The organism is Caldicellulosiruptor hydrothermalis 108, assembly GCF_000166355.1.
In the GTDB taxonomy this organism is placed as follows: domain Bacteria; phylum Bacillota; class Thermoanaerobacteria; order Caldicellulosiruptorales; family Caldicellulosiruptoraceae; genus Caldicellulosiruptor; species Caldicellulosiruptor hydrothermalis.
Genome location: NC_014652.1, coordinates 2,405,740 through 2,427,057, shown reverse-complemented (window position 1 = coordinate 2,427,057; position 21,318 = coordinate 2,405,740). Strand labels below are relative to the sequence as shown.

The following is a 21,318-nucleotide window of genomic DNA, read 5'->3' as shown; positions in this document are numbered from 1 at the left end:
CTTGTCAAGAATTTTGTGTTTCCAATTTATAACGCAAGTTGTAAAGTTGGGTTATGTTATTGATGCATTTTCTAATACTGGGAACTCCATTTTTCCATTTTGTACGGCGTAAGTTCTCTCGCTGTAAGTAAATATTAATTTCTAAGACTTCAACAGACTGAAAGTATCCACCTGAATTTACTTCTTGCCTTTTCAATCATGCTGTTTACACTTTCAACGCGTTTGTGGTATAGATATGCTTTCTTAATTCCTCGGGGTATTTCATATGGGCAAGATAAAACTCTGCTTTTTCTGATATTGCTTTAATAAATCGAGGATATTTTGCAAGGTATTCATCACAAAGTTCTTTAAATTTCAATACAGCTTCATCGAAATCAGGAGAAGAGATTTTGATTTTGTCCAAGCTCTTGTTAAAAGCTGAAGCATCCTCTTTTGTCATATGTTTTCTGACATTACGTTGGAGGTGGACAAAACACAGTTGATGGTCAGCAAGAGGGTAAGCAAGTTTGACAGCATCTATAATACCTGGGAAGTCATCGCTTATAACAATTAAAACTTCTTTAAGACCTCTTGTAATTAAGTCGTCAAAAACTTTCATCCAATCAGCCTTGTTTTCTTTGCCGAAGAAAGTGTAGATACCAAAAATATCTTTTTTACCTTCTAGATCGATACCAAGGACAACATAGCAAGTAGCTTGTTTAACTTTAGAATTGTCCTTAACTTCACAGTGATAACCGTCGATGATAAGAGCAAAAGTAGATGTTAGCAATTTTTTTGTTTGAATGACTGAAGTTCATTTTTGAAGTCTTCTTTGATTTTCAGGATTTCGTTTTTGGAATAGGAAGATTTAAATTTTTCAAAGTTTGAACAAGGGAAGGCTCAAGTATAATCATTAAAATATTTGTGACATGAAAAAAGTCGGTGTACGAAATATCAACTCTTTTTTAGCGAAAAGAAGAGGATAGAAGGTTGAAAAATCTGAGGGCGTGTGCGTGATACAGAGATTTCAAGACGTTAGGCAGGTGTTGCAAGTTTTCTATCATAAAAATCATTGCCTTTGTCATTGTCATTTTTAGCAAGGTAGACTGCTCTTTCTGATAACATAAAGCAATCGAGGAAGTTTCCTAAAAGTTGCTTTAAAACTGGACGAGTTGGATCGTCCGTGGCGTAGTACATATTTAGCACTTGTTCGATAGCCATATTCTTAGCGGTTTCAAAAATTAAATTTTCTCCATAATCATAGGCTACCTTTGATGATTATTTCAATACTAATTATATAGTGGACACAATTTTATTTTAACACCCTTTGATAAAGCAAAGATCAGAAGAAGGAGCAGGAGGTATACTAAATGTAATGAAAATAAAGGGGCAAAAAAAATTCATTACATATGAGGAAAATTTAAAATTTATTGGTATTAGCAAATGATATAGTGACAAAATTGAGGTCAATATTTTGTCAATTGCAGTCCTTCCAAGCTTTTTTAGTTTCAAGCTGACAAAGTCAAAATTAATGGAGGAAAAAATGATTTACACAAAAGATTATTTTGAAAATATGGCACAAAAATGGGATGAGATAGTGAAACATAATAAGGATAAGATTGAAGCTATTTTGGATATGATAGGAATTAAAGAAGGTTCATGTGTGCTTGATGTGGGCTGTGGCACAGGAGTTTTGGTTGAGTATCTCCAAAAACGGACAGGTCAAAAAGGAAAGATTTTTTGTGTTGATATATCAGAAAAGATGATTGAAATAGCAAAAAGTAAGTATAAAAATTTCAGCAATGTAACTTTTATAAATGATGATGTCAATAATTTAAAGTTTAAGGATTATTTTGATTTTATTATCTGTTATTCTGTATTTCCTCATTTTGAAGATAAAAGAAAAACACTTTTACATCTTACCAGTATGCTCAAAAAAGGTGGGTATCTTGCGATTGCTCATTCTCAGTCAAGAAAAGCAATAAATGATCTTCACAAGAATTTAGCATATCCTATTAATACCCACCTGCTACCGGGCATAAATTATTTTAAATTACTTTCGAGCAAAAAGTTAGCTATCCTCAAATCTGTAGATGACAGCGATAAATACGTGGTGATTTTCAAGAAAATATAATTTTCTATATTTTGAATGTTATCACAAACTCAGCACCTTCACCTTTTATGCTTGATACATTGATTTTACCGCTGTGCATCTGAACTATTTCTTTTGCTATTGACAAACCAAGTCCACCTATTCCTTTTTTTGCACTTTTGCTATAAAATCTATTGAAAATATAAGGCAAATCTGCTTCATCAATACCTTCCCCATCATCTTTGATTGATACTTTGATATAGTCATTTTCTTTTTCAGCTTTTATATAAACGTTTCCTGTGTCGTTTGTATGATTGACAGCATTGATAATAATGTTGCTAAAAGCCCTTTTTAGAAGTTTGCTATCAGCTTTTGTTACGATATCATCTTCAAAAAGCCAAAACTTTCTATTTCCTTTTATAATGTTTACTTCGCTGATAATTTCATTAAAAAGGCTTTTTAAGTTTATAGGTTGTATATTCAACTGTATAGTACCAGATTGTAGTTTTGATAGTTCAAGAATTTCATTTATAAGATTATTTAAGTGGTCGGCCTCAATCATGATTGAGTAGGAATATTCTTTAATTTGGTCTTTGTTTAATATGTCATCATATATTGCTTCAGCATAACTTTTTATGATGCTCAGTGGAGTTCTCAATTCATGAGTTGTATTTGCTATAAAGTCCCTCCTTAGCTTTTCAGTTTTAGAAAGATTTTGAGCCATATATGTGATTGTTTTTGCAAGCTCACCAATTTCATCTTTGTTTTTAACATCAATTTTAACGTTATAATCTCCCTTTGCTATAGCTTTGGCAGCATCAATGATTTTAAGAATGGGTTTTGTAAATAAACTGCTAAGCGCATATGCACCAATGATTGATGCCAAAAGAGCAGCGATAAAAAGGATAAAGATTTGATTTTTGACATTTCTCACGTCATTTTGTATGTCATGCAAAGGTGTATGAATAAATATTGCCGCTATGATCTTATTATTGTTAATTATAGGCATTCCTAAGGTGATTAATGTACTTCCTTGAAATGTTTTTTGGTCTGTCCGGTTGATAGTTTTTCCTGATAAAACATCTAAAATTGTTTGTCTTTCAATATTCCTTGTTCTTCCAAACATGAACCTACCATGAGATTCTATCAAACTGCCGTTTGAATCATATATTGATACCCTGCCATTTATAATATTAGCTATATTATTTGCTTCACTTGAATAATCAAGGTTATTCTTGAATTTATTAGAAATGTCTTTTGCATATTGAATCATTTTATTTTTTAGATTAGCTTTAAAACCGCTTGTTATAATATTACCTTGTAGAAAAAAATTCAAACCTAACATACAAAATAGCAAAATAGTAGTATAAATCAATAGTTTAAAACTTATCCTTCTCATTTTTCCACCTCAAACTTATATCCATAACCTCTTACTGTTTTAATGTAATCTCTGAGATCTCCGAGCTTCTCTCTGAGGTTTTTAATATGTGTATCCACAGTTCTAAGATCCCCATAATATTCATAACCCCATACGCTATTTAAAATCAGCTCTCTTGAAAGGGCAATGTTTTGCCTTTCATATAGGTACAATAAAAGCTCATATTCTTTTTGAGTAAGATTTATTTTTTGACCTTTTACATATACTTCTCTTGCTGCTTTGTCGATGAACAAAATGTCATTTGAACTGGGCTTTTTAGTCCTCTTTAAAATTGCCTTTACACGTGCAACAATTTCCTTAGGACTGACAGGTTTTACAACGTAATCATCAGCACCAAGTTCAAATCCAAATATCTTATCGTCGTCTTCGCCGCGTGCTGTTAGCATTATAACTGGCGTATCATCCTTTTTCCTTATTTCTCTCAACACACTCCAGCCATCTTTTTGGGGTAGCATCACATCTAAGATTACAACAGAGTACATTGAAGGTTGAAATTTTTCGATTGCTTCGTTTCCGTCCGATGCTTCTTCTACTTCAAACCCTTCTTTTTCAAGATACAACTTTATTACTTTTCTGAGTTTTTCTTCGTCCTCAACCAGCAATATCTTCAACCTATAACTCACTCCTTGTGAATTTTAGATGTGAACAACCATGATTCCTTAAATAAATTTTACCAAAGATTTAAGAAAAAATCTCCATTTTCAAAAGACAATTTATTTAAAAAGATTTTTCTTCACAAAAACTCCACAATTTCTTCACATCAGTTTCACAAAATACCTTTATATTTAAACTTGCAAAACAAAATTTTAGTTTTTGGGAGGTTGATTTAAATGAAAAGAAGAATAGGTTTTGTGGTAGCGGTGGCTTTATTAGTGCTTGTCCTGAACTTAGCTGCTTTTGCCGCAACAAGTGTTTCAAACACCAATCCAGCATCAGCAACTAATACCACAGTTTTGCACATGGCAAGGGGATATGGTGCTCAGTTTATGGCATCAATTGTAGCAAAGCTGACAGGTCTTGCAGTTGATGAAGTTGTAAAATTGAGGTCACAAGGTCAGACTTTCTACCAGATAGCTTTGTCAAAAGGTGTAACAGCTGAGAAGTTTAAGGATGCTGTATATCAGGAAAAAGCTGCTTTAGTTGACCAAAAAGTAAAAGATGGCGTTATTACAAAAGAACTGGCAGATGCAATAAAAGCACAGATGAAAGCACGAATTGACAGCTGCAACGGACAGGGCTACGCAAACAGACCACAAACTGGGTATGGAATATTCAGTAGCGGAAATGGGCAAAAGCAGGGTATTGGGCAAGGTAGAGGTATTGGCTACGGCAGAGGTATGAGAGGTTTTGTAAATGGAAATTCTTCGAATCAATCAAAATAAGTAAGTAGACATTTGGGCTTAGCAGGGTATTTTTGCCCTGCTAAGCCTATTTTTTTATAAACAATTTTAACCAGTTTATAATAATCTTCTTAGGTTATTGAGTAAAAAATATAACCATATGAGATAAATATAGTAACGGAAGAAAAAATTCCCCCTTTGTGATATAATTTTAATTTGTAAAAACTACTCCAACTCACAAGGGGGATATTTTTTTATTTCTCCTATGGATATTTTTACTTACAATGGTTATATCTTTTATTCAACAACTTCTTAACTTTTTTTAAAAATCGAGGATAAACCATAATCGCATTAAGATCATTTGTTTTAGGGTTTAAAACAAATAAGTAATTTTCTCCATAGCCTATTTTTGCAATAAGCATATCATTATTTACTGAATATATAAGATTTTGTCCTGACTCAAAGTTTTTTGTTTCAATAATTGTATCATTGTTAAAAAACTCCACTTCATTTAAAATCTCATTTGATGAAATTGAAATTGGTAATTCAATAAAAGAAAGTTGGTTAGATTCAATATAATGTTTTATAAAGTATTTACTCGGTATTCCTCCAATTGCATGAGGGTAAAAAGGAATGTACATAATAAAGTGTTTATCTTTTTCTTTGTATATTGGAGGTATTTTTTCTAACGGGAATGGTAAAGAACCAATATAAGAGCTCTTTTTAGTCTCCAGATTGTATGAAATAATATCAGTTTTTTTAATTATGAAATTTTCTTTATAGTATATGATTGAATAGGATTTGCTGTTTGCATAATATGGATTATAAATACGTGCTTTAATTGGGAAATCTAATGTTTCACAATACTCAGCTTTATCTACTATGTATTTAGTAAACTTAAATTTTCCATTGACTAAATTCTGAATTAATTCTTCACAGGGTATAATTATAATAGTTTCTGTTGAGTTTACAAAATATTGCTTTTTTGCATAGAAAAATACTCTTTTATCAAATGAACATATTTGTCCAGTTTTGATTAATATATTTTTTTTGCCATTAATGCTTACAACGGACATGTCTAATAATTCATAAATGTAGTGCTCATCTATAATGTAAGGATCGATAAAAATCTGTTGTTTTCCTATGATGTCAAAAACTAAAGCAATTTTATTTTTAAAATGATCAATATTTGGAGTTATTACCATAATATATCTATTATTTATAGCACATACATGGATGGGTATGTGGTTTATTAAATTTGCATTCTCTTCACAATAATCTAAAGTATATCTGTAAACTATTTTTTCTTCATTCTTAATTAAATCAATTTGAAATATTTTCAATTCGACTAAATTTGATGAGATGGCTTTTACTGAATAACCAAGCAAGCTTAATTTTTCTTCATCAAAATAAATTATTTCTGAAATTTCGTTTTTTATGATATGAGTAAAAGTCGCTTTAATATTGTTATTTTCTAATGCCACAATTATAATTGATTGTATATTATAGGTATCATAACAATCGCTAATGGTAAATAACACGTAACTATTACTCTGATAAATGACACTTACATTATTAATGTTTTTTGCTAATAATGAAGAAACATCAAAATTAGTAGGATTTCCAAAAATATTAAATAATTCATTTAAATTGTATATCATAATTTTAGACATATTGCTATGCTCACTCCATTCCTTATTTTGTTTTCAACATAAGACATAGGGTTGTTGTAGTTTTAATTACAACAACCCTACTAAGTTATCTTACGGGAAGAAAATATGACATGGTAATTTATATACAAAGCTTGATGTTATATATTTATAAACATGATAATGATAAAAATAAATAGAGCTATAACCATCTTTATCAGGTCCTCTTACAAAACCACTAAAAGGAAATGAATTTGCCACATTTTGTGCAAGTGTATAAGCTAAACTTTTATTTTTGCAAAAGACATCAAGATCAAAATTATATACTCTTGTAAATGCCGTTGGATAGTCTATTGTTGGACCGATATAAAGAATACCATTTTTTATTGCTGCTTTATAATATTCATATTTGTTATTTTTGACGTTTTCAATTACTTCACTTGCCTCTACGTATTTCTCTCCAAATAATTCAATTACTTTACCAATTAGCAAAAGAGAAGCTATTAAAGCTTCTGCGAGACCCAAGGCTATTGGGATAGCAATGGCAAACTGTGCCGTAACAGTATCAGAATCACCAATATTATACTCTTCCTTTGTTTTTTCATCAATCAGTTTTGCTTTCAAATTCTCACCATCAAAGTATTCTACTTTTACAGAAAAGTTTCTTTCTTCATTTAGACTTAAATTGTCCAAACTTTTATCAAACTTTTTAGTTTTAGTTGGCTTGACTTTTAATTTTATCTCATTTGTATCTTTATCAAGTGTAGCAATATATTTATATCCTTCATACTCAGCTTCTGCTCTTTTAATTTTTTTGTCAACATCATAGACCTCTATTTTATCTTTCCAAACATCATATCTTGGCTTTGCAAAGCTGACAGAATTGATAGGAAAATTTGAATCTCACAAGACCAAAGCCAAATATATTATCTTTACCTTTTTCACCGAGGTCTTCAGAAAGTTTTGTCAGCACATTATAAATTTTGTCTTTATTAATACCATATTTAGGATTTAGGTTCCACTTTTCTGGTTTGCTTAAGATAAGAGCGATAATTGCTGTCAGGTGTGCAGCAGCAACAGAGTTTCCACTTGAGAGTTTGTAACTATTGTTTATGGCTGTGGACAAAATATTTTCACCATAAGAGCAAAAATCAATTTTGCCTTGAGAAGAAAACTGCGATATTTGGTTTTTGCAGTTGACAGAAGCAACAGATATAACTTCGGGGTATGATGCAGGAAAGCCTGCTTTTGAACCAAATGAATTTCTTGCCGAGGCAACAATGATTATTCCATGTTTTGCTACTTTTATAACAGCTTTTCTGAGTTTTGGATTATCAGATGAAGTAGAAAAACTCATGTTTACAATGTTAATCTTGTTTTTTATACAAAATTCAAGAGCACGTACAACGAGGTCAACTTTTCCTTCAAGTTTTTTATTTAAGATTTTTAAGATGAAGATTTCAGCTTCAGGTGCAATGCCGACAATACCAAAGTTATTATTTTGAGCTGCAACAATACCAGTGATAAAATTTCATGTCCTGTTTCATCTAAAGCGGGTTTGTTTGGCTGAATAAAGTTAATAGCTTTGATAATTATTTGCACCTTTTAAATCAGGATGGTTTAGGTCAATACCAGAATCCAGAATAGCAATTTTAACCTTTTTTCCTCTGGTAAGTTTCCATATTTTTGTGATACCAAGTTTTTTGTAGCTCCATGGAACAATTTGCTTTTTAAAGGCTTGTTGAGGTTTTTGGGTAGAAGGATTATTACTCATGTAGAGATTAGCAGCAAGTATTGATGATAATATTGCAAAGATAGCACCTGACAGTAAAAAAAGCTTTTTATGTTTGTGCAACAACTTAGAACCTCCCGGTAGAATAAATAGGATTAAAGTATTTAAGAAGTGTTTAGTATAATGATAGTCATCAACTCCTTTCAATGGATAAAATAGCTATAAATACTTATATCAAAAAAAAAAACGCAATAGGCAGATTAAATAAATTTTATTTTCTTAACATGAAGAGTTTAAACAAATGGAGTTGTTTAAAGAACCTAGAAAAACAATTTCACTGTAACTTTTTTGATAAAACTTAAATAGCCTACAATCCGTTTTTTCATGGGATTGTAGACTAAGTTAATTTCAACTTTTTGCAAAAGTCAGGTTAAAAATAAATCTAATTTTTCACACAGTGTAAAGATATTTACGACAGCTAAAAAATGTGCGAAAATAATTAGGGAAAAACTTATAAATAAATATTGATAAGTTTCGCACGATTTGTGCTTGGATTGAGATTATAGGATGAAATCAGAAATTTAAAAATAGTATAATTAAGTAAGATTAAAAGTCTACAGTTGGAGGCCTTCTATGTTGAATACAAAAGAATATTTTAACAGTTTAGCAGATAAATGGGATGCGCTTGTAAAGCATGATATTGACAAGATAGAATTTTTGTTAGGTATTCTAAGAATTAAAAAAGGTTCATGTATTTTAGATGTGGGTTGTGGTACAGGTGTTTTGACAGAGCATTTGTTAAAAAGGGTTGGAAGTGAGGGTAAAGTTTTTGGTGTCGATTTTTCAGAAAAGATGATAGAGATAGCTAAGAGTAAGTTTAAGGATTTTCCAAATGTTGAGTTAATAGTTGAAGATGTCAATTTACTGACTTTCAAAAACTATTTTGATTACATAATCTGTTATTCGGTATTTCCACATTTTGAAGACAAAAAAGAGGTTTTAAAACAGCTGCATAAAATGCTTAAAAATGGTGGAATTCTTTTAATTGCTCATTCACAGTCAAGAAAGGCTATTAATCAACTTCACAAAAGTTTGCCTGCTCCCGTGAATAATCATTTTCTGCCCAGTGCATGCTTTATCAAAATGATTGCTAAGGGATATTTTTTAAATTTAAAAATTATCGATAATGATGAAATTTTTGCAATTGTCTTGAAAAAGAAAAATCTATAAATTATAATATACACTTGTTGAGCATCACGAAGATGCTCAACAGTTAGATTGTTATTTGGTACATACAAAAAATCTGAGAAACTCTCAATATATAAATATAAAGCATATAAACATAAAGCCCACGAAGGGTGAAGGTTTCACCTTTTGTGGGTTTTTATTATTTTATCACAAATATATACAGAGGAGGTATAAAATGATGAAAAGTAAATCTTTTAACTTGATGAGAAAAACGGTAGTAAGTTTTTCATTGATTTTAAGCGTTTTACTTCTGATTGCCTCTGCTGCACTCTCAGGTTATGCAAAACAAGAAAAGTCTTCTCAGAAGCTTATCATCACAGACCTTCTTGGCAGAAAAGTAGAGATTGAAGACAAGAAAAACAAAAGAATTGTTGCGATAGGACCTGGGGCACTCAGGCTTGTTTTGTATGTCAATGGAACAAAAAATATAGTTGGAGTTGAAAATGCAGAAAAGGCATGGGAAGAAGGTTCAAGAACATATATCATGGCATATCCTGAGCTCAAAAGACTTCCAACAATTGGCCAAGGCGGGGCAGACTCATCCCCTGATCCAGAAAAACTTATTTCTGTAAAACCAGATGTTATTTTTGCAGCAAGTTTTTTAGACAGGGCAAAGGCAGATGCTCTTCAAGCAAAAACAAAAATCCCTGTTGTTGTGCTTGATTATGGTACAAAGCTTCTTTTTGATGAGAATGTATACAAATCGCTCAGAATCATTGGAAAGATTGTAGGAAAGCAGCAGCGTGCAGAAGACCTCATAAACTATATGCAAAGGTGCAAGGCATTTTTCAATGAAAGAACCAGAAATATCCCGGCTTCTAAAAAGCCAAGGGTGTATGTTGGGGCTATCAGTTTCAAAGGCGGGCATGGATTTGAGAGCACAATGGGCAAATACTTTCCATTTTTGGCCATAAATGCAGTAAATGTTGCTGATGAGGCCAACAAAGAAGGCTGGTTCATGGTTGAAAAAGAAAAGATTTTAGAGTGGAACCCTGATATTATATTTATTGACGAGGCAAATTTGGATCTTGTAAAACAGGATTACAAGAAAAACCCTGAGTTTTATAAATCACTTTCAGCTTTCAAATATGGAAAAGTTTATGGTCAGCTTCCTTACAACTTCTATTGGACCAACATTGACACTGTTTTGGCAAACACATTCTTTATTGCAAAGGTTGTGTATCCAGACAGATTCAAAGATGTTGACCCAATCAAGCGAGCAGATGAGATTTACAAATTCTTCTTAGGAAAGCCGCTTTATACCAAGATGGCAAAGAAATTTGGAGGGTTTATGAGAATAAAGCTTGACTAAAAATTAATTATTGAAGAGGTTTTGCAAAGATGGCACAGCAAATGGAAAAACAGCAAAGGCTAAGTTTACAATATAAAAAACTAACTTTTGGGAAGCTTGTATTTTTGTGTATTGTAGCTATTTTAACCATTTTACTTTCAATCTATGCAATATCGTCAGGTTCATCAGATTTGAGTTTTTCTGATGTTTTAAAGGCTTTTTTAGGAAAAAGTGATGAAAGAACAGCTCTTATAGTCTTTGACATAAGACTTGTAAGGGTTGTTGCAGCAATTTTAGCAGGGATTGGCCTTGCAATTGGAGGAGCTGCAATTCAAAGCCTTTTTCACAACCCCTTAGCCTCTCCTTTTACTCTTGGAATTTCGCAGGGTGCTGCGTTTGGTGCTGCAATTGGAATAATTGTGCTGGGCGGCGGGGTAGCATCCTCTGCCGCCTCTGACTCTGTTACCATTTTGCATCCATCAAGGGTTGTTGCATGTGCCTTTTTAGGGTCGATGTTATCAACGGCAGTAGTGCTTGCTTTGGCACAAATAAAGAGGTTTTCACCAGAGGCAGTTGTGCTTTCTGGAGTTGCCTTGAGCTCTCTTTTTTCTGCAGCAACAACTATAATTCAGTATTTTGCATCTGATGTTAAAATTGCTGCGCTTGTGTTCTGGACATTTGGCGATATTGGAAGAGCGACATGGGATGATGTAAAGATTATGGCGGTTTTTGTAATTTTAGCATGGCTGTATTTTTTGGCAAATTCATGGAACTACAATGCAATTGCAAGCGGAGAAGATGTTGCAAAAAGCCTTGGTGTGAATGTTGAAAAAGCAAGGTTTTTTGGGATTTTAGTAAGCAGCTTTATAACATCTGTGATTGTATCCTTCTTGGGAATTATAGGTTTTATATGCTTGGTAGCGCCTCACATAGCACGAAGGTTTATAGGGAATGACCAGAGGTTTTTGACTTTGGCATCTGGTCTTGTAGGAGCGTTTTTACTTCTTCTATCAGACACAGTAGCAAGATTGATTGTATCACCAGTCGTTCTGCCAGTTGGCGCTGTGACATCTTTCCTTGGTGCACCGCTTTTTATGTATCTTTTAATCCGCGGAAAGAAGGTATGAAAAATGCTGAAGGTGGATAACCTTGAGTTTAGTTTTAAGGACTTTCAGGTCTTAAGTGGGATTTCTTTTGAAGCAAGAAGAGGAGAGTTTGTGTCAATTTTAGGAAACAACGGCGCAGGAAAATCTACACTTTTAAAATGCATAGCAAGGCTTTTAAAGCCTAAAAGTGGAGTTGTGCTAATAGACGGCAAGGACGCAAATAGTTTTTCTTTACACCAGCTTTCAAAAAATGTTGCATATGTTCCGCAAAGATACACTACAAACAGAATAACAGTGTATGAGGCAATACTTCTTGGGAGAAAGCCGCATTTTACAGGACTTATTCCTTCTTCAGAAGATTTGGAGAAGGTTGAGATGGCACTTGATATTTTTGGCTTGAAACACCTTGCTTTCAGATACTTAGATGAGATAAGCGGCGGAGAGCTTCAAAAAGTAGTGATTGCAAGAGCGTTTGTTCAAGAGCCCAAAGTCCTGCTTTTGGATGAGCCAATAAACAACCTTGACTTGAAGAATCAAATAGAGGTTTTGAAGATTTTAAAAAAGCTTTCAAGGCAAGAAGAGATTTTAGTAGTTGTAATCTTACATGACTTGAATCTGGCAATAAGGTTTTCTGATTGGTTCATCTTCATAAAAGACAGAAAGATATTTGCATCAGGTGGAAAAGAAATAATAACAGCTGATATGATTTCAAAAGTATATGGCGTAGATGTAAAAGTGGAAAAACATGGTGATGAGATTTTTGTTGTTCCAATAGTAGCTGCTATTTAAGCATAAGTTAGTTTTTAAAAGGGGAGATTTTGGACTGATGGAACTTGTAAAAATAGGAATAATTTACAGCCCGTATAAAACAAAAGAAGAGGCACCGCGGCAAGGTGCGGATTCAGAAGAAGTTTGCTATATAGAGATATTTGAAAATTATATTGATGGTTTAAAGGATATCGAAGAGGCAAAGTACTTAATAGTTTTGTACTGGGGACATCAATCAAACAGGGAGACTTTAATTACAAAGACACCCTTTTCAGATGTTCCAAAAGGTGTTTTTGCATGCAGGTCTCCCAACAGACCAAACCCTATTCTTTTTGACATTGCAGAGCTTATAGACCGCAAAGGCAATGTTCTTGTTGTAAAAGGGCTTGATGCGATAGATGGCTCGCCTGTAATTGACATAAAGCCTTATTATGAGAGAATTGATATTCCAAAAGAAGTTAGATCAAAGATTTTAGAACCTCAAGATGGGAAGGAGTTGAGGTGATGTTAGAAAAAATGACAAAAGACAGAGACCTTCTTTGGCAAAAGGCTATTCAGTTTCACGGTCATATATGCCCAGGTCTTGCAATAGGATTTAGGGCATGTGAGGCAGCAGCAAAAAAGCTTGGAGTTGAGTTTTCTTCGGATGAAGAGATAGTTTGCATTACAGAAAATGATGCATGCGGTGTTGATGCTATTCAAGTCATTTTGGGCTGTACTGCTGGCAAAGGTAATCTCATTTTCAAAGACAGGGGCAAACAGGCATTTACATTTTTCAGACGAGATACAAATCAGGGTATTAGAATTGTTTTCAAGGGTTTTGATGAAAACAGGTCAAGAGAAGAAAACCTGCAGTATATTCTTGATGCGCCTTTAGATGAGATTTTTGAGTACAAAGAGCCAAAAGACAAAGTACCTGAAAAGGCACGAATTTTTAGGTCTTTGAAATGTGAAAACTGTGGAGAGAGAGCAGCAGAGCACAGAATAAGAATTTTGGATGGCAAATTTTTGTGTCTTGACTGCTATGAAGACTACTCAAGAGGATGGGGAAGATAGAGTCTTTTGCTCATCCTCTTTTTTTAAACTTTCTTTTATGTCATCTATTATCAAAGAAAATATCTCTTTCATAGATAAATTTACAGTGCCGGGAATGAAGATACCATGAAGATTCAAAGGGATGATGTACTTTTTACAATCAAGGCTGAAGACTAAATGTGCTATCTTTGCAGTAATTTCACCATTTATTCCACCACAGGTCAGAATTCCGATTGGACCAACAATTGCATCTGGCACAAAGTTTGTCAAAAAATAAACAATTTCATCTTCACCGCAATATCCTACATCTGCGCCGCTTTTGAGCATGTTCTGCATAGCTACTTTGTTAGTTCCAAGCGCAACAACTTTTATTTTATCTTCAAATTCTTTTTTTAGTCTTTTTATAAATTCCCTTCCAATTCCAGCACCCTGTCCGTCTAAAACTGCAATGACCATGTGTTTATCTCAATCCTTTGACATTGTGTTTTTTTAAGTAATTTTAATTATAAAACCTTTTGAATTTGGTTGTCAAAGAAATTATCTATCATCTTTTTGATTTTTCAGGTATGTAGCTTTTGTATTATTTTGCCTTCAAAAAATCGCAAAAAATTTAATTGAATATTTGCAACAATTTTGTGTATAATTTCTCATGTATGGAGATTCAATAAAACTTATATAACAATTTTAACATACGGTGAAGAAGACTATGAAAAGAATCTTGATTGTTGATGACTCTGAACTGATGTGTGAAGTTATAAAAGGAGCATTGAGGGGTTTAGAAGAAGATATAGTTGTTTTTATAGCTACAAATCCTCTTATAGCTATTAGAAAGGCTGGTTTATTTAACATTGATTTAGCACTGATTGATTATGAAATGCCTTATATGAATGGTCTTTTACTTATCGGCTATTTAAAGGAGATAAATCCATTAACAAAAATTGTAATGGTTTCTGCTTATACTGAACCTGGTGCCCAGATTACTCTTGAAGCACTTGCAAGAGGTGCAATTGATTACATATTAAAACCCTCAAATAAAGAAGAATTTGAAGGATTCAAAAAAGAACTGTTAGAAAAAGTTCGATGGATATTAACAGGAAGAGAGTTTAGCCGTAAAAAAAGTAAGATAGAGAAAGACAGACCTAAAGTTTTAAGTTATCTTGAGGGTCTTAAGGCTGGTACTCCTAATTATTTAGTGGATAAGCTTAGAGAAAGTAAAGTAATAGCAATTGGAATTTCAACAGGAGGTCCCCCTGTTTTAGAAAAGATTTTTACAAATCTTAAGAAAGATTTTTCGATTCCAATATTGGTTGTTCAGCACATGCCACCAGCATTTACAAAAGCCTTGGCTGAAAGACTTTGCAAACTTTCTCAAAGACAGGTAAAAGAAGCCGAAGATGGTGAAAAGATTGAAAATGGTGTAATTTATATAGCAAAAGGTGGAGTGCATCTTGCTGTTGAAAAGATCTTAGGAAAGTATTACTTAAGACTTCTTGAAAATGTCGAAAAGGTGAATAGCCACAAACCATCTTGTGATATTTTATTCAGTTCAGTAGCTGAATGGTACGGGAAAAATGCAACAGGCATAATCATGACTGGAATGGGCTGTGATGGAGCAAATGGTCTTTTGGAAATGAAAAATCAGGGTGCCTTGACAATTGCGCAAAGCAAAGAATCATGCGTAGTTTTTGGCATGCCAAGAGTCGCCATAGAAAAGGGAGCGGCAGAAGCAGTACTAAGTACAGATGAGATTATAAGACTTTTAAATGAGGTGTAAACCTAAAATAATAAATTTAAAATGTCCCTTTAAATAAAAGACACATGGATATATTCACGCTGTTCCTATACCTTCACATCCAAAACAGAAGTTGAAAAATTGCTCTGTAAATAAGGTACAATTCCATTTTGAGGACTATAAGTATACATCATAATGTCTTGCAAAATAGGAATGTTTTTGCTCATAAGATTCTTTAGTTCATCAGCTGACAGTACTTTGGTCAAAAATAAATAACTACTGGAGAGCATAGTAATGTCTTGTTCTTGAAAAGTTTGGTATGATGTCAAAACTCCTACATTTAAAAGGTTTAGCTGGTTTGCTATTTCAACTAAGGTACTTGGTGAGGACAGGTTTGGCATCTGCTCAAAACTATTTTGTACTACCTCTGAACCTGATTTATAGCTCAGGGTTTCTGGACTATACATTTTCGGGTAGCTATCAAAACTTGGGAGCTGTGTTTGCTTTTCAAAGATAGCTACTTTATCAGGTGTTATGTTGTTTTTTAAATTGTTCAAAACGTTTCCTTGGGAAATTATTGTATAATCAATTGAATTTTGCAAGCTCTGCAAAAAAGTATTTATCAAAGACTCTGAGCTAATGTATGATACACCTACCATTTTACCTCAACTCTTTTTATACTTTTTTGGATATCCCCTCATATCTTTATTATACCACAATTCTTACTCAAAAGTTTTCAAAAAAGATGTGTATCTTTTTGCTCAAGTATGGTATATATAAAGTTAAAGCAAACTCTTTTGGGGGCTTATGATTTTAAGATGGACAGCCAAACTCAAATACCCGAAAAGTTTAAAAAATTCTTTTGGGATATTGAATTTGAAGATTTAGACATTCAGAGGCACAAAGCATTTATCATCACGCGCCTTCTTAACTTTGGAGACCAAGATTGCATAAAGTGGCTATTTAGCACATATTCAAAAGGAGAGATTAAAGATGTGGTAAAAAATAGCAGAAGTCTTTTGAAAAAACCTGCAAGATTTTGGCAACTATATTTCGATTTGAAAGAGGATGAAATGAGGTGTTTTGAGGTTTTCAAAAAGATGGAAGGGATGTTTCCGTTTTAGGGGTATTTCAAAATGGAGGTTAGCTTTAAGATGTTTTTTAATGTTTTAGAATATCAAAGATATAAAGTTCTAAATAAGATTGTAAAAAGTGATGTAATTGGAGAGTGTTACTTAGGTGGGGGGACAGGACTTGCTTTGCAGCTTGGACATAGAGTTTCAGAGGACTTCGCCTTTTTTCACCAATAGAATTTTCAAGCAACTATATAATATATAAATTGGAAAAAGTAGGCGATATAAATATATTGTACTCAGCAAAAGATACTCTTCATATGCTTTTAGATGGAGTTAGGGTAACATGGCTATATTATCCTAATCCTTTATTAGATAGTCTTGTAATACCAACTGAAATAAAAGGTTTGAAAATTGCTTCAAAAATAGATATAGGTGTGATGAAATTAGTTGCTATTTCTTCAAGAGGCTCTAAAAAAGATTTTATTGATTTGTACTGTATATGCCAATCAGGAATAGAGTTAGAGAAGCTTGTTAAGCTTCTTCCACAAAAATTTCCAAACAAAATGGTAAATCTTTATCATATCATTATGAGTCTCTGCTACTTTGATGATGCTGAGGATGAAGCAATGCCCAAGATGTTCATTAGACTTGACTGGGATAATGTCAAGAGATTTTTCTTAGATAATTGTCAGAAATTAATCAAATTAATAGAATAATGATTTTCAAGAAAGAAGGTGTCATCTTGAAGATAATTACATTTTCACACTACAAAGAGGTAATTGATGAGGTTTTAAAAGATTCATACGCCATTGTTATTGACCTTCTCAGGGCAACATCTACTATGATTTGGGCTATTTCAAATGGTGCAAAAGGAATAATTCCTGTTGAGGATATTTCTGAAGCGAGGCTTTTAAAGAGGTTAGATGAAAGCGTTCTTCTTGGAGGAGAGAGAGGCGGCTTAAAAATTGAAGGTTTTGACCTTGACAACTCACCTCTTTCGTACAAAAAGGAAGTTGTTTTTGGCAAAACTGTGGTTATGACAACAACAAACGGTACAAGAGCGCTCAAGAAAGCATCCTTTGCAAAGCGAATCTTTCTTGGTTCGTTTATAAATGCTAAAAAAACTGCAGAGTATATTATAAAAGAGACTCTACACTATAACATTGACACAATCTCAATTGTGTGTGCAGGAACAGAAGAGAGGTTCACACTTGAGGACATCCTTTGTGCTGGCTATTTTGTAGATTTATTTAAAGGGAATCTTTCAGATGTGTTTTTAGATGATCTTTCTCTTGCATCACATGTGCTTTATAAAAAATTTGAAAATGACCCTCATGAAATATTAAAATATTCATATCACTATAATCATTTAAAGAAGATTGGCTTTGAAGCTGACCTTGAACTTTGTCTCAAAAAGAACTTTGTGGATTGTGTATGTGAGTACAAAAACTTGGTAGTAGAGAAGGTGTAAAAATGTTTGAAATCTATCTTTCTTCATACTCAAAGAGAATTTATAGGAGAAAGGCCAAAATAACATCTATTATCGGCATATTTATAATCATTGGAATATCAAGCTTACTTCACTTTGGATTTGACTTTTTCAGCAGAATAAAGGCCTCTGCTGTGATTTTTGCAGTAAATGAGAGTGTATGGGAACATCTTAAGATTGGATTTTTCGGGGGGTTGATTTTTTACATAATTGAATTTATCATTTATGGAAAGAAGTTTGACAATTTTATTGTGGGGAAGACAGTTGCACTATTTTTGATACCATTTTTGACAGCGGTGTTCTTCTACACCTACACAGCATTTTTAAAAGACAATTTGGTTCTTGACATACTCACTCTTGCTTTAGCGGTAATAATCTCCCAGTTTGTTTCACTTGGAATAACATTGTCAAATAGAAAGATAAAAAAAGTACCATTTGTAATACTTTTAATCATCATGCTGATTTTGTTTCCGCTTTTTACATATTTTCCACCAAAAATTCCAGAGCTTTTTTACGATTTTGCTCACAAGCGTTATGGGATGTAGGTGTAAAAAATATATTCTAAATTTTGAAAGAATTTTAAAAAGGGGAGGAAAATTGTTCATGGAAAAACCAAAATTTTATATAACAACGCCTATATACTATCCATCGGAGAAACTCCATATTGGTCACACGTACTGCACAGTTGCAGCAGATACCATTGCAAGGTACAAAAGACTCAGAGGATATGACGTGTTTTTCCTGACAGGCACAGATGAGCATGGACAGAAGATAGAAAGAAAAGCACAAGAGGTTGGCAAGACTCCCCAAGAGTATGTTGATGAAATAGTTGCGTCAATAAAAGATCTTTGGAAGCTTATGAACATCTCATACGATGACTTTATTAGAACAACAGAAGATCGCCACAAAAAAGTTGTTCAAAAGATATTTACAAAACTTTATGAGCAAGGCGATATTTATAAGAGTGAGTATGAGGGCTGGTACTGCACACCGTGCGAGTCTTTCTGGCTTGACAGACAGCTTGTTGATGGCAAGTGCCCTGACTGCGGCAGACCTGTTGAAAGGGCAAGGGAAGAGAGCTACTTTTTCAGGCTCTCAAAATACCAAGATGCACTTGTAAAGTATATTGAAGAGCATCCAGATTTTATTGTTCCACAGTCGCGCGCAAACGAGATGATAAACAACTTTATAAAACCAGGACTTGAAGATGTATGCGTTTCGCGAACAACTATAAAATGGGGAATTCCTGTGCCATTTGACCCCAAGCATGTGATCTATGTCTGGATAGACGCACTTTCAAACTATATAACAGCACTGGGGTATATGAGCGAGGATGACAGCAAGTTTAAAAAGTATTGGCCAGCAGACGTGCACCTTGTTGGAAAAGAAATTGTAAGATTCCACACAATTATCTGGCCGGCAATGCTGATGGCACTGGGGCTTCCTCTTCCTAAGATGGTGTTTGGCCATGGCTGGCTGCTTTTAGAAGGCGGCAAGATGTCAAAGTCAAAGGGAAATGTAGTGGACCCAGTAATACTTGCGCAAAAGTATGGAGTTGATAGCCTAAGATATTTCTTGCTAAGAGAGATTCCGTTTGGTGCAGATGGTCACTTTTCAGAAGATGCTCTAAAGACAAGGCACAACAGTGACCTTGCAAACGACCTTGGAAATTTATTGTCAAGAACAGTTGCAATGATTGAAAAGTACTTTGATGGAATTATCCATCTTACTGAAGAAAAAGAAGATCTTGACAATGAACTAATAACCTTGGCAAAAGAAGTATACGAAAAAGTGTGCAAATGCCTTGATGAGCTTCAATTTTCAAATGCCTTGATAGAAATCTGGAAGTTGATTGCAAGAGCGAACAAGTATATAGATGAGACAATGCCGTGGGTGCTTGGCAGGGATAAATCTAAGTATCCGCGCTTGAAAACAGTTTTGTACAACTTAGCAGAGGTTTTGAGAATTGTGGCAATATTGATAGAACCATTTATGCCACAGACAACCCCAAAGATTTTACAGCAGCTTGGAATTTCAAAAGATGAAAATCCTGATATAACCGCTTGGGAGAGTGCTTCGCAGTTTGGTTTAATTCCAGAGGGAACAAAGGTTCAAAGAGGTGAGCCTATTTTCCCAAGAATAGTTGAAAAGGAGGAAAATGCTATGGAAGATACAAACAAGCAAGAAGTTAAAAAACCTGAAGGTGCAGTGCCTGCAGATGACAAAAATGAAGAGCAGAAAGAATACATCACAATAGATGATTTTGCAAAGATTGAGCTGAAAATCGCAAAAGTTTTAGAAGCGCACAAAATTGAAGGTGCAGATAAGCTATTAAAGCTTATTGTTGATTTAGGAGATGAGAAAAGACAGATTGTTGCAGGTATTGCAAAACACTACACGCCTGATGAGCTTGTTGGCAAAAAGATTGTGGTTGTTGCAAATTTAAAGCCTGCAAAGCTAAGAGGTGTTGAGTCGCAGGGGATGCTTTTAGCAGCGTCAATTGGCGATGAGCTGTGCATAATCACCCCTGAAAAGGACATCAAAGAGGGTGCGAAGGTTAAATGATCATAGATGTTCATGCTCACTATGATGATGAAGCGTTTTTGAACGATTTAGAGGATGTGATGGCGAGACTGAAAGAAGAGAATATAATTGCCATCTCATCCTCTTCTTCTATTGAGTCTTCAAAAGAAAACATTGAAATTGCAAAAAAATATGATAACATTTATATAACTGTTGGAATTCATCCTCACGAGGCAAAGGATGCACCAAATGATTTTGAAGATGCGCTTTTTGAGCTTGCAAGGTTTGAAAAAAACGTTGCAATTGGCGAGATTGGGCTTGACTACCACTACGATTTTTCTCCAAGGGATGTTCAAAGAGATGTTTTTGTAAGACAGATTGAGGTTGCAAAAGTTTTAAATCTTCCAATAGTTGTTCATTCAAGGGAAGCGCACAAAGATACACTTGATATTTTAAAGGCTCATGCAATTGGCAAAATACCAGTTTTGATACACTGCTATTCAGGAAGCGTTGAGATGAGCAGGATTTTGAGAAAACATGGCATTTATATTTCAGTTGGTGGTGTTGTCACTTTTCAGAATGCAAAGAAGCTTGTTGAGGTTGTAAAAGAATACCCCCTTGAACTTTTGATGCTGGAAACAGATAGCCCCTACCTCACACCACACCCCCACAGGGGCAAAAGAAATGATTCTACCTATTTAAAGTATGTGATACAAAAGATTGCCCAAATAAAAGAGGTTTCTGAAGATGTAGTAATTGAAAAGACAACACAAAATGCCAAAAACTTTTTTGGTATAAAATAAAAAGAATGGAGATGAAA

23 protein-coding genes and 2 pseudogenes are annotated in these 21,318 nt (G+C 33.8%); 16 read left to right on the top strand and 9 right to left on the bottom strand.

From position 1 onward, the window contains the following. Nucleotides 1-4: 4 nt before the first annotated feature. Nucleotides 5-1,200, bottom strand: a pseudogene (locus tag CALHY_RS11845) (IS256 family transposase). Nucleotides 1,201-1,522: 322 nt separating this feature from the next. Between CALHY_RS11845 and CALHY_RS11835 the strand changes: the two are divergent. Then, nucleotides 1,523-2,113: a class I SAM-dependent methyltransferase gene (locus tag CALHY_RS11835; protein ID WP_013404176.1), complete on the top strand. Its 591-nt coding sequence runs from the start codon at nucleotides 1,523-1,525 to the stop codon at nucleotides 2,111-2,113. A gap of 4 nt (nucleotides 2,114-2,117) precedes the next feature. Here the strand turns inward: CALHY_RS11835 and CALHY_RS11830 are convergent, their stop codons facing one another. Both CALHY_RS11830 and CALHY_RS11825 read right to left on the bottom strand, forming a co-directional pair. Further along, nucleotides 2,118-3,470, bottom strand: coding sequence for a sensor histidine kinase (locus CALHY_RS11830; protein ID WP_013404175.1), 1,353 nt, complete (start codon nucleotides 3,468-3,470; stop codon nucleotides 2,118-2,120). Beyond that, nucleotides 3,467-4,120 carry a response regulator transcription factor gene (locus CALHY_RS11825; protein ID WP_013404174.1) on the bottom strand — a complete coding sequence of 218 codons (654 nt, stop codon included), beginning with the start codon at nucleotides 4,118-4,120 and terminating at the stop codon, nucleotides 3,467-3,469. The genes CALHY_RS11830 and CALHY_RS11825 overlap by 4 nt, the downstream gene beginning before the upstream one ends. Nucleotides 4,121-4,339: 219 nt before the next feature. Between CALHY_RS11825 and CALHY_RS11820 the strand changes: the two genes are divergently transcribed. Further along, a complete protein-coding gene (locus CALHY_RS11820) occupies nucleotides 4,340-4,891 on the top strand; it encodes a hypothetical protein (RefSeq protein WP_013404173.1) in 552 nt (183 codons plus the stop codon). 233 nt (nucleotides 4,892-5,124) lie between these two features. Here CALHY_RS11820 and CALHY_RS11815 read toward each other — a convergent pair whose 3' ends face one another. From CALHY_RS11815 to CALHY_RS14090, 4 genes and pseudogenes are all read right to left on the bottom strand, one after another. After that, nucleotides 5,125-6,522, bottom strand: a complete 1,398-nt coding sequence (locus tag CALHY_RS11815; RefSeq protein WP_013404172.1) for a hypothetical protein — start codon at nucleotides 6,520-6,522, stop codon at nucleotides 5,125-5,127. Between the two features lie 90 nt (nucleotides 6,523-6,612). Beyond that, nucleotides 6,613-7,389, bottom strand: a pseudogene (locus tag CALHY_RS13950) (hypothetical protein); the annotation flags it as partial. Then, nucleotides 7,352-8,014, bottom strand: coding sequence for a S8 family serine peptidase (locus tag CALHY_RS11805; protein ID WP_408605142.1), 663 nt, complete (start codon nucleotides 8,012-8,014; stop codon nucleotides 7,352-7,354). The gene CALHY_RS11805 and the pseudogene CALHY_RS13950, both read right to left, overlap by 38 nt. A gap of 60 nt (nucleotides 8,015-8,074) precedes the next feature. After that, nucleotides 8,075-8,353, bottom strand: coding sequence for a S8 family serine peptidase (locus tag CALHY_RS14090; protein ID WP_333782319.1), 279 nt, complete (start codon nucleotides 8,351-8,353; stop codon nucleotides 8,075-8,077). A gap of 510 nt (nucleotides 8,354-8,863) precedes the next feature. Between CALHY_RS14090 and CALHY_RS11800 the strand changes: the two genes are divergently transcribed. The 6 genes from CALHY_RS11800 to CALHY_RS11775 all read left to right on the top strand — a co-directional run bounded on the left by CALHY_RS11800 (nucleotide 8,864) and on the right by CALHY_RS11775 (nucleotide 13,699). Next, on the top strand, nucleotides 8,864-9,460 hold the full coding sequence (locus CALHY_RS11800; RefSeq protein WP_013404171.1) for a class I SAM-dependent methyltransferase: 597 nt from the start codon (nucleotides 8,864-8,866) through the stop codon (nucleotides 9,458-9,460). 196 nt (nucleotides 9,461-9,656) lie between these two features. Next, complete coding sequence (locus CALHY_RS11795) at nucleotides 9,657-10,790, top strand: iron ABC transporter substrate-binding protein (protein ID WP_013404170.1); 1,134 nt, start codon at nucleotides 9,657-9,659, stop codon at nucleotides 10,788-10,790. Nucleotides 10,791-10,819: 29 nt separating this feature from the next. Further along, entirely contained in the window at nucleotides 10,820-11,896 is a 1,077-nt protein-coding gene (locus tag CALHY_RS11790) for a FecCD family ABC transporter permease (RefSeq protein ID WP_013404169.1), read from the top strand. 3 nt (nucleotides 11,897-11,899) lie between these two features. After that, complete coding sequence (locus CALHY_RS11785; RefSeq protein ID WP_013404168.1) at nucleotides 11,900-12,664, top strand: ABC transporter ATP-binding protein; 765 nt, start codon at nucleotides 11,900-11,902, stop codon at nucleotides 12,662-12,664. Nucleotides 12,665-12,701: 37 nt separating this feature from the next. Next, on the top strand, nucleotides 12,702-13,148 hold the full coding sequence (gene tsaA / locus CALHY_RS11780; protein WP_013404167.1) for a tRNA (N6-threonylcarbamoyladenosine(37)-N6)-methyltransferase TrmO: 447 nt from the start codon (nucleotides 12,702-12,704) through the stop codon (nucleotides 13,146-13,148). Continuing rightward, nucleotides 13,148-13,699, top strand: coding sequence for an FmdE family protein (locus tag CALHY_RS11775; protein WP_013404166.1), 552 nt, complete (start codon nucleotides 13,148-13,150; stop codon nucleotides 13,697-13,699). The genes tsaA and CALHY_RS11775 overlap by 1 nt, the downstream gene beginning before the upstream one ends. Here the strand turns inward: CALHY_RS11775 and CALHY_RS11770 are convergent. Beyond that, nucleotides 13,679-14,134: a DUF3842 family protein gene (locus CALHY_RS11770; protein ID WP_013404165.1), complete on the bottom strand. Its 456-nt coding sequence runs from the start codon at nucleotides 14,132-14,134 to the stop codon at nucleotides 13,679-13,681. The two genes, CALHY_RS11775 and CALHY_RS11770, sit on opposite strands and share 21 nt — an antisense overlap. A 250-nt stretch (nucleotides 14,135-14,384) precedes the next feature. Here CALHY_RS11770 and cheB point away from each other — a divergent pair, with 250 nt between their 5' ends. Next, nucleotides 14,385-15,452: a chemotaxis-specific protein-glutamate methyltransferase CheB gene (gene cheB, locus CALHY_RS11765; protein WP_013404164.1), complete on the top strand. Its 1,068-nt coding sequence runs from the start codon at nucleotides 14,385-14,387 to the stop codon at nucleotides 15,450-15,452. A gap of 65 nt (nucleotides 15,453-15,517) precedes the next feature. Here cheB and CALHY_RS11760 read toward each other — a convergent pair whose 3' ends face one another. After that, nucleotides 15,518-16,069, bottom strand: a complete 552-nt coding sequence (locus CALHY_RS11760) for a hypothetical protein (RefSeq protein ID WP_013404163.1) — start codon at nucleotides 16,067-16,069, stop codon at nucleotides 15,518-15,520. A gap of 159 nt (nucleotides 16,070-16,228) precedes the next feature. Here CALHY_RS11760 and CALHY_RS11755 point away from each other — a divergent pair, with 159 nt between their 5' ends. Genes CALHY_RS11755 through CALHY_RS11730 form a run of 7 tightly spaced genes read left to right on the top strand, consistent with a single transcriptional unit; the run spans nucleotide 16,229 to nucleotide 21,301 of the window. Then, nucleotides 16,229-16,534: a DUF6922 domain-containing protein gene (locus CALHY_RS11755; protein WP_013404162.1), complete on the top strand. Its 306-nt coding sequence runs from the start codon at nucleotides 16,229-16,231 to the stop codon at nucleotides 16,532-16,534. Between the two features lie 12 nt (nucleotides 16,535-16,546). Then, nucleotides 16,547-16,720, top strand: a complete 174-nt coding sequence (locus CALHY_RS13945) for a hypothetical protein (RefSeq protein ID WP_238524536.1) — start codon at nucleotides 16,547-16,549, stop codon at nucleotides 16,718-16,720. Nucleotides 16,721-16,776: 56 nt separating this feature from the next. Next, complete coding sequence (locus tag CALHY_RS11750; protein ID WP_238524535.1) at nucleotides 16,777-17,202, top strand: nucleotidyl transferase AbiEii/AbiGii toxin family protein; 426 nt, start codon at nucleotides 16,777-16,779, stop codon at nucleotides 17,200-17,202. 26 nt (nucleotides 17,203-17,228) lie between these two features. After that, nucleotides 17,229-17,957, top strand: a complete 729-nt coding sequence (locus CALHY_RS11745; protein ID WP_041723473.1) for a 2-phosphosulfolactate phosphatase family protein — start codon at nucleotides 17,229-17,231, stop codon at nucleotides 17,955-17,957. Between the two features lie 2 nt (nucleotides 17,958-17,959). Next, complete coding sequence (locus CALHY_RS11740) at nucleotides 17,960-18,520, top strand: DUF6512 family protein (protein ID WP_013404160.1); 561 nt, start codon at nucleotides 17,960-17,962, stop codon at nucleotides 18,518-18,520. Between the two features lie 58 nt (nucleotides 18,521-18,578). Then, nucleotides 18,579-20,540 (top strand): methionine--tRNA ligase, encoded by a 1,962-nt coding sequence (metG, locus tag CALHY_RS11735; RefSeq protein ID WP_013404159.1) that lies wholly within the window; start codon nucleotides 18,579-18,581, stop codon nucleotides 20,538-20,540. Further along, complete coding sequence (locus CALHY_RS11730) at nucleotides 20,537-21,301, top strand: TatD family hydrolase (protein ID WP_013404158.1); 765 nt, start codon at nucleotides 20,537-20,539, stop codon at nucleotides 21,299-21,301. Before metG ends, CALHY_RS11730 begins: the two co-directional genes overlap by 4 nt. Nucleotides 21,302-21,318: the final 17 nt, after the last annotated feature.